The 14,279-nt window shown below is 39.9% G+C and carries 13 protein-coding genes; 4 read left to right on the top strand and 9 right to left on the bottom strand.

Annotation, left to right across the window (positions count from 1 at the left end; genetic code table 11):
* Positions 1-108: 108 nt before the first annotated feature.
* Positions 109-1,152, bottom strand: a complete 1,044-nt coding sequence (locus HCJ55_RS01505) for an alpha/beta hydrolase (protein ID WP_008948398.1) — start codon at positions 1,150-1,152, stop codon at positions 109-111.
* A gap of 214 nt (positions 1,153-1,366) precedes the next feature.
* On the opposite strand from HCJ55_RS01505, the gene HCJ55_RS01510 reads away from it, so the two are divergent.
* The 3 genes from HCJ55_RS01510 to betL all read left to right on the top strand — a co-directional run bounded on the left by HCJ55_RS01510 (position 1,367) and on the right by betL (position 5,648).
* Positions 1,367-2,581: an argininosuccinate synthase gene (locus HCJ55_RS01510; RefSeq protein WP_008948399.1), complete on the top strand. Its 1,215-nt coding sequence runs from the start codon at positions 1,367-1,369 to the stop codon at positions 2,579-2,581.
* Between the two features lie 3 nt (positions 2,582-2,584).
* Complete coding sequence (gene argH / locus HCJ55_RS01515) at positions 2,585-3,955, top strand: argininosuccinate lyase (RefSeq protein WP_185516746.1); 1,371 nt, start codon at positions 2,585-2,587, stop codon at positions 3,953-3,955.
* A gap of 169 nt (positions 3,956-4,124) precedes the next feature.
* Complete coding sequence (betL, locus tag HCJ55_RS01520; RefSeq protein WP_185504035.1) at positions 4,125-5,648, top strand: BCCT family glycine betaine transporter BetL; 1,524 nt, start codon at positions 4,125-4,127, stop codon at positions 5,646-5,648.
* 43 nt (positions 5,649-5,691) lie between these two features.
* On the opposite strand, the gene HCJ55_RS01525 is transcribed toward betL, so the two are convergent.
* The 8 genes from HCJ55_RS01525 to HCJ55_RS01560 all read right to left on the bottom strand — a co-directional run bounded on the left by HCJ55_RS01525 (position 5,692) and on the right by HCJ55_RS01560 (position 13,266).
* Entirely contained in the window at positions 5,692-5,889 is a 198-nt protein-coding gene (locus HCJ55_RS01525) for a hypothetical protein (protein WP_008948403.1), read from the bottom strand.
* A gap of 3 nt (positions 5,890-5,892) precedes the next feature.
* Positions 5,893-6,543 (bottom strand): class II aldolase/adducin family protein, encoded by a 651-nt coding sequence (locus HCJ55_RS01530; protein ID WP_008948404.1) that lies wholly within the window; start codon positions 6,541-6,543, stop codon positions 5,893-5,895.
* A 1-nt stretch (position 6,544) separates the two neighbouring features.
* Complete coding sequence (locus HCJ55_RS01535; RefSeq protein ID WP_185501937.1) at positions 6,545-7,477, bottom strand: 1-phosphofructokinase; 933 nt, start codon at positions 7,475-7,477, stop codon at positions 6,545-6,547.
* Positions 7,478-7,494: 17 nt separating this feature from the next.
* On the bottom strand, positions 7,495-8,844 hold the full coding sequence (locus HCJ55_RS01540; protein WP_008948406.1) for a PTS galactitol transporter subunit IIC: 1,350 nt from the start codon (positions 8,842-8,844) through the stop codon (positions 7,495-7,497).
* 33 nt (positions 8,845-8,877) lie between these two features.
* Entirely contained in the window at positions 8,878-9,153 is a 276-nt protein-coding gene (locus tag HCJ55_RS01545) for a PTS sugar transporter subunit IIB (RefSeq protein WP_003722354.1), read from the bottom strand.
* A gap of 5 nt (positions 9,154-9,158) precedes the next feature.
* A complete protein-coding gene (locus HCJ55_RS01550; protein WP_185504038.1) occupies positions 9,159-9,626 on the bottom strand; it encodes a PTS sugar transporter subunit IIA in 468 nt (155 codons plus the stop codon).
* A 7-nt stretch (positions 9,627-9,633) separates the two neighbouring features.
* Complete coding sequence (locus HCJ55_RS01555; RefSeq protein WP_185501935.1) at positions 9,634-11,640, bottom strand: BglG family transcription antiterminator; 2,007 nt, start codon at positions 11,638-11,640, stop codon at positions 9,634-9,636.
* A 180-nt stretch (positions 11,641-11,820) separates the two neighbouring features.
* Positions 11,821-13,266, bottom strand: coding sequence for an aminotransferase-like domain-containing protein (locus HCJ55_RS01560; protein ID WP_185516748.1), 1,446 nt, complete (start codon positions 13,264-13,266; stop codon positions 11,821-11,823).
* A gap of 125 nt (positions 13,267-13,391) precedes the next feature.
* Here HCJ55_RS01560 and pdxS point away from each other — a divergent pair, with 125 nt between their 5' ends.
* Positions 13,392-14,279 carry a pyridoxal 5'-phosphate synthase lyase subunit PdxS gene (gene pdxS, locus HCJ55_RS01565; protein WP_185504040.1) on the top strand — a complete coding sequence of 296 codons (888 nt, stop codon included), beginning with the start codon at positions 13,392-13,394 and terminating at the stop codon, positions 14,277-14,279.

The following is a 14,279-nucleotide window of genomic DNA, read 5'->3' on the forward strand; positions in this document are numbered from 1 at the left end:
CTTCACTCCTCTCGTAAAAACTGACGACCGTTCGTAAGTCATTCTCTCATGAAAAAAATTCTTTGTCAATAAAAAAATCCACTCTAGTAAAAGAGTGGATTCCAGGTTTTATTTTTCTTCTAAAAACTCGCTAATCAGTTCATACGTCTCATCAGTAGCTGTAGAATTCGTTGTCATAAAGCCATGAGGGACTTTTTCAAAGCGTTTCGCAAATACTTCTACGCCGGCATCTTTTAATTTCTTCGCGTATGCTTCCCCTTGATCTCTTAGTGGATCAAATTCAGCAGTCGCAAGGAATGTTTTCGGTAGGCCAACTAAGTCTTTGCTACGAATTGGTGCTACAAGTGGATCATATTTACGATCACTTGCATTTGCAATGTATAATTTAAAGAATTTGTCTAATGATTCTTTTGTAAGTACGTAGCCTTCTGCAAATTCATCCATTGACGGATAAAGAACCGATGCATCACGACTGAAAATATCCGTTGCTGGATAAAGTAAAATTTGAGCGGTGATGTTTGGTTTTCCTTTGGCTTTAGCGATTTGTGTAACAACGGTCGCTAAGTTTCCGCCTACGCTATCTCCCGCAACGATAATGTCTGAGGATTTAGCTCGTAAACTAGTACGATGATTTTGTACCCAAAGTAGCGCCGCGTAAGCATCTTCCACTGCCGCTGGGAAAGGATTTTCTGGAGCAAGTCGGTAGTCAACAGTGACTACACGAGCACCGGTTGTTTGTACAAGTTTTCTAGCAATCGCATCATGTGTTTGCAGTCCGCCTAAAACAAATCCGCCACCATGATAATAAACGATAATTTCGAAAGGTCCGTCTTCTTCTGGCGTATAAATCCGAATTGGAATTTTGCCAGCCGGGCCATCAATTTTTTTATTTTCAACATCGCCAATTTCGATATCTTTTGCAGATGGCAATGCTTTTGTCGCTAGTCTCATATATTTATATCGCGAATCTACGTCGGATAATGGTGAAGTATTTTTCACAAATTCTTGTGAAGCTTCATCTAAATTCTCAAGTACCTCAGGATTATATTCTTTTTTCCCAACCGCTTTTTTGTAAATAAAGAAAACGATTAATAATGGAAGTAGAATGATCCCAGCAAAACCAATGGCAATCCATTTTATTGTATTTTTCACATTCGCTCAACTCCTTCAATATAACTTCAATAACAAGTATAGCAGTTTTATGAACAGGAACCAATTTATTACTATTTGAAATGATTATTTTTATTTCAAAATGTATTTTTAAGCATAATTATGAATAAATAAAAATAAAAAGGTTGATATCCAAAAGCATCGATGTTAATATAAATACAAATGTTTGTATATTTATGAATAGGGGATGTTTACAATGGCGAAAGAAAAAATCGTTTTAGCTTACTCAGGTGGGTTAGATACTTCGGTTGCAATTCAGTGGTTAGTAGAATCAGGTTATGAAGTTATCGCATGTTGTTTAGATGTTGGTGAAGGGAAAAATTTGGATTTTATTAAAGAAAAAGCCATTACAGTTGGAGCAAGCGAGTCCTATACAATTGATGCAAAAGAAGAATTTGCGGAGGACTTTGCGTTAATCGCCCTTCAAGCCCATGCTTATTATGAAGGAAAGTATCCGCTCATTTCCGCGTTAAGCCGTCCGTTAATCGCGAAAAAATTAGTAGAAGTGGCTCGTCAAGAAGGCGCCTCTGCTATTGCTCATGGTTGTACTGGTAAAGGAAATGACCAAGTTCGATTTGAAGTAGCGATTCATGCACTTGCACCTGATTTAAAAGTCGTTTCCCCTGTCCGTGATTGGAAATGGTCAAGAGAAGAAGAAATCAATTACGCCAAAGAACATAACATCCCCGTTCCAATTGATTTAGATAACCCCTTCTCGATTGACCAAAACCTTTGGGGCAGAAGCAACGAATGTGGTGTACTTGAAAATCCGTGGACAACGCCGCCAGAAGCTGCCTACGACTTAACAGTTAGTTTAGAGGACGCGCCAGACACAGCCGATATTGTCGAAATTACCTTCGATGCTGGTATTCCGATTTCCCTTAATGGCGAAAATATGAGTCTAGCTAATTTAATCCTTACTTTAAACGAAATCGCCGGCAAACACGGCGTCGGCAGAATTGACCATATCGAAAATCGGTTAGTCGGTATTAAATCACGTGAAGTCTACGAGTGCCCCGCTGCAGTCACTTTAATAACTGCACATAAAGAATTAGAAGATTTAACATTTGTTCGCGAAGTGGCACACTTCAAACCAATTATCGAACAAAAAATCAGCGAAACAATTTACAATGGCTTATGGTTCTCGCCTTTGACAGAAGCATTAGTAGCATTCTTAAAATCAACCCAAAAATTCGTCAACGGCACGATTCGCGTCAAATTATTTAAAGGGCATGCTATCGTTGAAGGAAGAAAATCTCCAAATTCGCTTTACGATGAAAACTTAGCGACCTATACTTCTTCCGATACATTTGATCAAGATGCAGCGGTTGGTTTCATCAAGCTTTGGGGACTACCAACGAAAGTGAGCGCAGAAGTCAATTCAAAAGTTACGATAACGACTGAGGTGTAAAAAATGGAAAAATTATGGGGTGGCCGTTTTCAAGGGAAAAGTGAGGCATGGATAGATGAGTTTGGCGCTTCGATTTCTTTTGACCAAAAAATGGCAAAGGAAGACTTAGCGGGAAGTTTGGCACATGTCGCGATGCTTGCCAAATGCGGGATCATTCCGGATAGAGAGGCTGCAGAAATTACGGCCGGGTTGAAAATCCTCCAAGAAAAATTAGCGCTTGGTGAGCTGGAATTTAGCACGGTGAATGAAGACATCCATTTGAATATCGAGAAACTGTTACACGAGGAAATCGGACCTGTCGCTGGGAAACTTCATACGGCGCGGAGTCGAAATGACCAGGTCGCGACTGATATGCATTTATATTTAAAACAAGCCGTAGCGGAAATTATCCAATCATTAAAACATTTACGCGTGGCGCTCATTCAAAAAGCAGAGCTGCATGTTGAAACGATTATGCCTGGTTACACACATTTGCAACACGCCCAACCCATATCTTTTGCTCATCATTTACTAGCTTACTTCGGAATGTTTTCGCGGGATTTAGAGCGTTTAGAAGAGAGTGTCAAACGGATTGATATTTCGCCACTTGGTTCTGCGGCGCTTGCTGGAACGACTTTTCCAATTGACCGGGCTTATAGCGCCGAATTGCTTGGCTTTTCTGCGGTTTATGAAAATAGCTTGGACGGTGTGAGTGATCGTGATTTTATTATTGAGTTTCTTAGTAATAGTTCCCTTTTGATGATGCATTTATCGCGTTTTTGTGAGGAGCTGATACTTTGGACGAGTCATGAATTTCAATTTGTGGAGTTGACGGATGCGTTTTCGACAGGAAGTTCGATTATGCCGCAAAAGAAAAATCCAGATATGGCCGAGTTAATTCGCGGGAAAACTGGCCGGGTTTACGGGAACCTTTTTGGTATGTTGACGGTTTTAAAAGGACTGCCGCTCGCTTATAACAAAGACTTACAAGAAGATAAAGAAGGCATGTTTGATACGCTTGAAACGGTTCAGACTAGCTTAGATATATTTGCAGGGATGATTGAAACGATGAAGGTTCGCACGGATATAATGGAAGAATCTACCCAAAAAGATTTTTCCAATGCGACTGAACTAGCCGATTACTTGGCGAAAAAGGGCGTTCCTTTTAGAGAAGCGCATGAAATCGTTGGGAAATTGGTGCTGGAATGTACGCAAAATGGGATTTATTTGCAAGATGTGGCGCTTAACCACTATCAAGAAATAAATCCACTTATTGAGGAAGATATCTATGATGTGCTTTCGTCTAAAACTGCCGTCCAAAAGAGAAATTCCTACGGTGGAACTGGCTTTGATCAAATCAAAGTGGCACTCGAAAACGCGAAAAAAACATTATAAAACTGGCTGGAATACTCACGGGTGTTCCAGTTTTTTTGCATTTCTCCCCTTTTTTGGAAAGTCTGACTCGATTTGTCAAAGCACTACTTTTTTTGTTACTATTAAATAGATGTTACCTTTGTGCTAACATGGGGAAATACATACATAGAATATAAAGGGAAGTGATGTAATGAAAAAATTAACGAATGTCTTTTGGGGAGCAGGTTTTTTAGTTCTCTTAGCTGTTTTATTTGGCGCTTTTTTGCCAGAGCAATTTGAGACACTTACAACAAATATCCAAAAATTTCTAACGAGTAATTTCGGTTGGTACTATTTAATCGTTGTCGCGATTATTATTATCTTCTGCTTATTTTTAGTTTTAAGCCCGATTGGTACAATTCGGCTCGGAAAGCCTGGCGAAGAACCGGGATATAGCAATAAATCTTGGTTTGCCATGTTATTTAGCGCCGGAATGGGAATTGGCCTCGTTTTCTGGGGTGCTGCTGAACCTTTATCGCATTATGCTGTTCAAGCTCCCGGCGGTGAAGTTGGTACACAAGCTGCTATGAAAGACGCGCTTCGTTATTCTTTCTTTCATTGGGGAATTTCCGCTTGGTCGATTTATGCGATTGTCGCCCTAGCACTTGCCTACTTTAAATTCAGAAAAAATGCCCCTGGTTTAATAAGCGCCACACTATATCCACTTCTAGGGCGGCATGCAAAAGGCCCGATTGGTCAATTAATTGATATTATCGCTGTTTTCGCGACAGTTATCGGGGTTGCAACAACGCTCGGCCTTGGCGCACAGCAAATTAATGGTGGGCTTACTTACTTATTTGGTGTTCCAAACAATTTTACAATTCAGTTTACGATTATTGTCATTGTAACTATTTTATTCATGTTATCAGCCATGTCTGGACTTGATAAAGGGATTCAGCTGTTGAGTAATGTAAATATTTATGTTGCCGGAGTGTTGCTCATTCTAACGCTTATTCTTGGCCCTACCCTTTTCATCATGAATAACTTTACCAACTCGTTTGGGGATTACTTACAAAATATTATCCAAATGAGCTTCCAAACCGCACCTGATGCGCCGGATGCTCGAAAATGGATTGACTCATGGACTATTTTTTACTGGGCATGGTGGCTTTCCTGGTCGCCGTTTGTCGGGATTTTCATTGCGCGAATTTCACGTGGCAGAACGATCAGACAATTTTTACTCGGGGTTATCGTTCTTCCAGCTCTAGTCAGTGTCTTCTGGTTTGCCGTATTTGGCGGCTCAGCGATTTTTGTGGAGCAACGTACAAACTCCGCACTTTCGAGTTTAGCGACAGAACAAGTTCTCTTTGGGGTATTTAACGAGTTTCCAGCTGGAATGGTATTATCGATTGTCGCGATGATTTTAATTGCTGTCTTCTTTATAACTTCGGCAGATTCTGCCACATTTGTTCTCGGTATGCAAACGACGGGCGGTTCTTTAAACCCACCGAACTCCGTCAAAGTGACTTGGGGACTTTTACAAGCAGGAATTGCGAGCGTACTACTTTACGCGGGCGGATTGACAGCACTTCAAAATGCTTCGATTATCGCGGCCTTTCCATTTTCAATCGTGATTATTTTAATGATTATTTCCTTATTCATCTCATTAACAAGGGAACAAGAAAAACTAGGCTTATTCGTTCGACCGAAAAAATCACAACGTTCACAACTATAATAAAAAGGGCTGGAAATCTAGTTTTAGATTCCCAGCCCTTTTTTCATCCTTTTTTCTGCTTTGCCGCGATTATTTCACGATAACTACGAGTTTGTTTAGGATATTTTTTCCGAAAGAAATGTTGCGAAACGACTGCTAACACGAGTGAGATGGCGGTAATTGGAATAGAACTTCTAAAAATACCGACCATTAGTAATAAAGCACTGGCAAATAACGTTGCATTAAAAAGGAATTTTTCCATTGGTTACTCCTCCAAATTGTAGTTTAGGTCGCGATCATGAGCTAATTTTTTAATACCTAAAGCATCGAATACTAAAGCTTTTTCTGCAATATAGGCATTGTATTCGATACGTTCTAGCATATCGTACGCTTTATGGAGCGAAGTGTCTAACACAACAATTCCATGTTTATTTAATAGACTTGCACTTGGAACTGCTTTTTCACCTAGCTCGATAACATGCTTACGAACGATTTCAGCAAGTTCCGGACTAGTCGCTGGTGCAAAAGCAAGGGTTGGAATTTGACCGATTTTTTGGGTTGCTTCTGTTAAATTCGGCAGTTCCATACCAAGCGTTGCGAATAACATCGATTCTTTTGGATGGGCATGAAGAACGCAGCCGATTTTTGGATTTTCTACGTAGCAAGCGCGGTGTAAGTTGATTTCTCTTGTAACTCTTCCGTCTCCTTCTACGACTTCATTATTGTTATCCACTACAAGGATTTCATATGGGGAAAGATCGCAAAGTTTTGCTTGACTCATAAGTGTTGGTGTCATAATAATATGTTCGCTATTCATGCGCACACTTACATTTCCTCCAGCAGCATTTGTTTCAAAGCGGTCAAACATCGTCTTCACTATTTTGGCTAAATCTTCACGTTCTTTTTGGTATAACATACTATCTCTCCTCCAATTGTATAATACTTACTTGATTCTTTAATTTTCCAGCAGCTTCTAAATCAAAGCTTGAACTGTCTTGTTGCATTACTTTGCTGGCTGAGCAACCTGTCGCAACTTTTAACGTTTCGGTGATTGGCATATTCATTGCAAGTCCTGCGATAAATGCCCCGACAAACACATCGCCAGCCCCTGTATCATTGCGTTCCTGCACTTTTGGCGGAATAACTTGATACAATTTGCCATTATGTGCGCACATTGATCCTTTTGATCCAAGCGAAACGACTAGATAAGGGATTTTTTCGGCTAACTTGCGGACATTTTCTTCCAGTGAAATCGTCTTTTCATCTAAAATGGCAATGACTTCATCTTCATTTGGCTTAATAAAATCGACACCCATTTCGACTGCTACGTTTAAATAAGCACCGGAATTATCGCATCCAAGAAACGCGCCTGTTGCTTTGACAGTTCTTAGTAGTTCTTTAAAATCAGATAATGTATAATGAGGAGGCGGGGATCCAGCAATCACCACCATGTCCTCTTTTTTAACTTTTTTAGCGATTTGTTTTAAAAGGTTCACTTTGTTGGTCTGACTTACGGTAAAACCAGCTTCTGGTATCATGGTGCTGCCATTCGTGTCATCACTTAAGACGACGAAGCATTCTCTTGTCGAAGTTCCAGCTTCTACAAGGAAATCATGGTTAATATGTTTTTCTTTTAGAATGGCATATAGTTTGTCGAGATTGTCTGATCCCGCAATTCCAAGTGCTTCATTTTTAATACCAAATTTCGATAGCACTCCCGAAACATGAAGCCCCTTTCCCCCGCAATCAAATTCCGTTTTTTTGACTCGATTAGTCTTCCTTTTTTCCAACTCTCCATTAATGAAAAGCAACCGGTCAATAGCTGGATTTAATGTTATCGTGTAAATCATCTCATCACTCCTATTTCTTAAGAGCTAGCTTTTTCTAGTTCAATAGTTCGTTTTTTCATCATTTTCACGTAGAATACTAGTAATACTACCCAAATTGCGACAAAAATAAATCCTAAAATAGTGAACTGTGCTGCTTCTGCAAATACATAACGGAACACTGGATACTCAAGCGTACTCCAAGTAATTTGTTGTCCAGCTTTAAGCGAAATCGCACCTGTTGAATGTGCTAAGTCCGTAATCGATCCTGCGAAGAAAGTAGATACATATAAGAAAATTGGTGTTGTAATTGTTCCTAGGATAATCATTCGAATCAAGTTCCCACCTGTTACGATAAGCGCTGGTGCACACAAGGAAATATTTAATATTCCGGCAAACGGTAATACGCCATTTCCTGGTAAAATTAGCGCGAAGATAAGTGTAACTGGAACCATAAGAACGATAGCTACCCATACTTCACTACATCCTGCTAAAATCGGCCAATCTAGCCCAATGAACAATTCACGATTTTTAAATTTACGTTTCATGAATTCAGAAATCCCATCAGATAGTGGGGATAAAGCTTGCATAAATAGTTTCGCAACCATCGGGAATAGTGTTAATGCCGCTGCTGCTTGCATGGCTAACATTAGTGTTTTCGCTACATCATAGCCAGCTGCAATCCCTAGAAGTCCACCGATAATAAAGCCCATCACGTGGTTTTCGGCAAAAATCCCAATTTTATCTTTTAATGCATTGGCATCCATATCTTTACGAAGTGCTGGAATTTTCTTTAGTAACCAGTCAATTGGCATTAAGAAAATACAGAAAATCATCATACCATGGGAAACTGTTACACCAGGAATCCCGTTTAGTTCTTGAATTTGGCGTTGGTTGGCATCACATAGAATTAGTTCCGTAACAATTTGAATTCCGGCAACGATAAATGCCAAGTAAACATTTTGTGTTACGCCAATAATAAGTACCGCTGTTAAAATTTTTCCCCAAACATTCCATAAATCGACGTTTAAGGTCTTTGTTTTATTAATAACAAGCATAATTGCGTTAATCCCAAGCTGTAGCGGGAACATCAAAAAGGCAAATGGCCACGCCCAAGCAAGTGTTGCCATTGATGTCCATCCTCCGTCTAAGATGCTTAAATTAATCCCTGTTCTCTCTGCAAGTCCTTGTGCAGCAGGTGTTAAAGCCTCAATCATAAAGCCGATAACGATGTTCATTCCAAGGAAAGCTACCCCTAAAATAATCCCCGCACTTACTGCGTCTCTCACTTTCATTCGTACGATTAGCCCAATAATAATCATCAGTGCTGGAACAAAAACGGCAGCTCCAAGGTTTAAAATAAACTGTATAACTGATTGTAATGACTCCATTTTTTCACGCTCCCTATTTTATCTTGTTTGTTTTTATTTTAAGGCGTTCAGTAATTTTTCTGTTTCTTCGTCCATGCCCATACCAGTTAAGAAAGCAATACCATTTAATGTTGGGATATCGAATTCTTTGTTTGCTTTTGTAATCGCCACATATACATCACTTGTTTTAATATGTTGTTCAAGTGATTTAATGTCTACTGCTTCTACTGTCGCGCGAACGCCCTTTTCTTTTAAAATACGTTCTACTTTTGATGCGACTGTTTGACTTGTTGCTACACCTGATCCGCACGCTACGATAACTTTTTTCATTGTAATCACTCTCCAAATTGTTTTTTTAGGAAATCACATAAAGTATTGCTATCATTCATTTCTTTTATTTGTTCCACAAAGTCTGCTTCCATAAATTTTTCCATGATACTTGAAAGCAGTGGAACTTGATCTTGGGGATTTTTGATTCCTAACATGAAAATTACTTCGACATCAATCCACTTATCCGTCGTTCCCATTTGAACAAAAGGAATCGGTGTAGAAAGTTTATTTACGAGTACAAAAGGCCGTTTTACATAAATTGTATCTGTATGAGGAATTGCGATTTTGATGCCATTCATCTCGAGTCCAGTAGGAAAAACTACTTCTCGGCTTGTTACCGCTTCTTTAAAAGTTGGCTCTACATACTGCTCTTTCTCTAATATCTTGCTCGTGTATTCAAAAAGTTCTGCCTGACTCTCGTAACTTGAATTTATCAGGGTTAACTCTTTTTGAAACAAATCATGGTAATCCACGTGACGCTCACCCCCTTTCAAGGATTTCAACGATTTTCTTTTTGTTAGTTGAAGCAAGAAGTTCCGCTAACCTTTCTGGCTGTAAGAAAATTTCGTTCAATTTTAGTAATAGTGGTATGTGTTTGTTTTGTTCGGATGGTGCTAGGGCAATCATGATTTTGACTGTTTCGTCCACCGGCGTTTTTGTGTCCGCTTTCATTATCATCAACTGAATATCTTGCTCGATTACGCCATTCGCCGGTTTAGCATGTGGTAAATAAATATTCGGTCCAATCATCATCTGCTCATAATTTTGATAGAAGATTTCTTCGCAAGTATGAATGTAACAAGTATCCACTGTTCCTCGTTCTAACATTGGTGCAAACGCCGCCGAAACCAGCCTCTCCCACTCAAGTGGTGTTTCTAAAAAATGAACCTGTTCTTCGGTAATCCGCATTGGTTCTGGTTCTTTTTTCTCCACAGGCTGCTCTTTTTTACTGAAAAATGATTCCACTTTAGCTTGCACTAAGCGGATGTTTTCTTCAGGAATTTCATCTTTTAGCATGGCAAGTAGTTCTTTGGTTTTTTTATGACTGTCCATTTCGATGGCTTTATCGACTTGTTCTCTAAGGATTTGTCGGCTATCTTTACTTAAAATCGACGGGATCACGAAAATGGTGGCGTCGCTTTGGACTGGAACGGTCGTAAAAATAAAATCGATATCACGCGCAACGGTATTTAATTGCCGCACCGCATAAGCTCCTTGAAAATCAATATTCGGAAACATCATTTTCAAGTTTTCTAACAGTAATTTGGAAATGGATGTACCACTTTTACAAAGGACGACTGCGCGGAAAATCGGCTGTTCCGTTTCCTCGATTTGATACATCCATCCAAGAACTATCATAGAAAGATACACAATTTCCTCTTCCGACCACTTACGGCCAACCAGTTTTTCAAAAGGTTTAGAGGCTTTTTCTACAATGTTGAATGTTGGGGTGTATTCTTTGATAAATTGTTTTTTAAGCGGATTATTGATTTGAAATCCTAAAATCGTCCGGTAAATTGCTGGCCTGACATGTAAAATCACTTTTTCTTTAAACTCGTTTTTCTTCATGATTTCGGTCGCAAAATACATTTCAAGTAAGCGGATGAACTCATCAACTGCGTAGGCGATTTCTTCACTGTCTGAGAAATGAAGTGCCGACTCGACTAGGTTCGAAGCGAGTACTTGTAACGATAAGTAAAGCAAATCATTTTCACTTAAAAAGTCGTAACCCCAAAACATTTCTTTCATTATCGGGAACTCACGGGTATTTTTGATGTCGTACATTTCAATTTTAAATGTCCATTTTTTATTCGTTACGTTGGACCGTTTGATGATGCCGTGGAGGATATAGGGCAATTCTTCCATTTGTTCATCTGTAAATGTAATTTGGAGTTTACTTTCGACTTTTTCGAGCCGTTTCTTTAGCAAAAAAACTTCGCTAACTGTAATAAGCTTCTTTTCATCAAGTACGAATTTTCCGTACGGGGTCTGAACGACTTCGCGAATGAGTTCCGCTAGTAAATTACGAATCAAGAATTCTGAACCGGAAACTGCATAACCATCTTTTCGCGAGTAATCTAGTTGTATTTCGAATTCATGCAAGCTTTCCTTAATACTTTTCACATCTGTTAACATCGTATTTTTACTTACATAAACGTATTCCGCAAGCGCGCCGAGTGACATGTAATGATTGTGAAGCAGCAGTTTAATCATAATTAGTTTGCGACGAATATTTACCTCATAAAACGAAAACAGCTGTTGTTCTTCTGCTGTTAAAAGCCGGTAACAAGCTTCCCTACATACATCTGTAACAAAAATCATGTCATGGTCAATCAAAATTGGTTCTGACTTTAGTAGATGGTTTATTTGTGTAATCTGTGCGCTAATTGCTTCTTTTGATACCTTAAAATTTTTGGAAACATTTCTAAGATTCACTTGCCGATTCAAGAGCAGATAAGTAATTAATTCCTTACAATTCTGTTCCATCTACTTTCCCCTCCCTTATATTAATAGTAAATGATAACCCTTACATAAAAATGCTGATTCATCACAACTTGTCTTTTGGCAGAAAGATTTATTGTGATGAGTGACATTTTGGGGTCTCTTTCTATTATAGATTAGAAGATATTAGAGTGGAATATGAAAAAAGTGCAACTCAGCTTTAACTCACGCTTCGTCGCACTTTTTTTCTTGTAATATTTGCTTGATTATTTTTGCTACACGTCTCGATTCTTCCTTCTCTAGTCGTGCATAAGTTACGCGAATAACGGTCTCCTTTACCCCGAATAAAAATCCTGGCATTACGAGTAAATCATTCGCTAAAAAAATATCAAAATCACGAATCGCGCGGAATTCAATTGGTAATTTCACCCATAAATGAAAACCGCCTTGTGGCCGAGTAAACATCAACTCATCCGGTAAAATTTCATCAAAAGCTTCGATTAAATTATCGCGGCGTTGTTCCAAAAGGTGATGTAATTGTTTTAAATGAGCGCTATACCCGGCCGTATTTAAAACACTGTTGGCTAAAACTTGCGGGAAAATACTTAAACCAAAATCCATTTCTTGCCTTGCGAGCGCGAGTCGTTCAATAACCGCGGTTGGTCCAATTAGCCAACCAATTCGTGTAGTTGATCCCATAATTTTTGAAAGTGAGCCAATATATAACACATTATCCGTGTCCAGCTGCTTTAACGGCGCTGGAATTCGACTATCAAGCGCGGCCAATTCTGAAAATGGATCATCTTCCACAATCGGAATTTGCAAGTGAGCACAAATTTTCACGAGTTCTTTGCGTCGCTTCGTCCCCATTACAAGCCCAGTCGGATTTTGAAATGTCGGATTAACAAATACCATTTTGACACGATGCTTATGGTATAAATCGCGTAAATCGGAAATAATCACGCCATCCTCGTCCATAGGTAAAGCAAAAATTCGTAAACCCGCCGATTGAAATAATGATAGCGAATAAAAATAAGATGGCGACTCAATCGCTACAGCATCACCAGGTTTTAGTAAACATTGCGTAATCAAAAAGAGGGCTTGTTGCGCACCAGATGTAATCAAAATTTGTTCCGGTCGCGCGTCTAATCCATATGCAGCTTTCATTTGTTTTTGAATCGTTTCTCGCAAAGGCCTGTAACCCGCTTCGTCTTCCAGCTGCTCCTCGGCAATAAAAGACTGCCACGAAAGACTCGGCGTTTCCATTTTCGGCGTCATTTCCAGTGGAAGTTCCCCGGTTGCAGCATCAATCACCCGTTCCGCATCCACTCGTTCCATGACTCCCGCTTGGCGAATATAAGGAACAGCTGGTGTAAAACCGCCTTGTGTTAAATAATGGCGCCAATTCGTCGACTGCCCGGCAAAAAGCCCCCATTTTTCCGCATTAACCGTTGTTCCACTACCTTGTTTGCGAATGATAACAGCCCGCGCCGTAAGTTCATCCAGCGCCCGCACAACCGTCGAGCGATTCACGCCAAACAACTCCGCCAACTGTCTTTCCGGAGGTAATTTTTCTTCTGGCAAAAGTTCACCATTCATAATTTTCGTTTCGATTAAATCAACAATTTGTAAATAAATCGGTAAACTGGAATTTTCACTTAACTGCCACATTGACACATTCCTCCTATATAAATTGGATGGAGAAAACAACATCCAATTGGCTGTTTTTACGAAATGGCTTTTAGCTTATCATAATAGTCAGGTAATTTCAATTAACTTTGATGGAGGTTGTTAATATGGAGAAAAAAGTTGGTACAGAACGTGTAAAACGTGGCATGGCGCAAATGCAAAAAGGTGGCGTCATTATGGATGTAGTTAACGCCGAACAAGCAAAAATCGCGGAAGAAGCTGGTGCAGTTGCCGTTATGGCACTTGAACGGGTTCCTTCCGATATTCGTGCAGCCGGTGGTGTCGCTCGAATGGCTGACCCTCGCATTGTCGAAGAAGTAATGAATGCTGTCTCTATCCCTGTTATGGCAAAAGCCCGCATTGGCCACATTACAGAAGCGCGCGTCCTAGAAGCAATGGGCGTGGATTATATTGACGAAAGTGAAGTATTAACTCCCGCCGATGATGAATTCCATTTATTAAAATCAGATTTCACCGTTCCTTTCGTATGTGGTTGCCGAGATATCGGTGAAGCACTGCGCCGTATTGGTGAAGGTGCTGCCATGCTCCGTACAAAAGGTGAACCCGGAACTGGTAATATCGTCGAAGCTGTTCGTCATATGCGCCAAGTAAACGGCCAAATTCGCCAAATCGCTGGCATGACAGATGATGAATTAATGGTTGCCGCTAAAAACTTCGGTGCTCCATATGAATTAATCAAAGAAATTAAAACACTTGGCAAACTTCCGGTCGTTAATTTTGCCGCTGGTGGTGTTGCGACTCCCGCTGATGCTGCCCTAATGATGGAACTTGGAGCAGACGGTGTTTTCGTTGGATCTGGTATCTTCAAATCTGATAATCCAGCAAAATTCGCCAGCGCCATAGTCCAAGCCACTACTTACTATACTGACTATGAATTAATCGGAAAACTGTCCAAAGAGCTAGGTTCCCCGATGAAAGGAATCGAAATGTCTCGCCTTAATCCAGAAGACAGAATGCAAGATCGGAGTATTTAA

The sequence above is a fragment of the Listeria marthii genome (genome assembly GCF_014227425.1).
GTDB classification, from domain to species: Bacteria; Bacillota; Bacilli; order Lactobacillales; family Listeriaceae; genus Listeria; species Listeria marthii.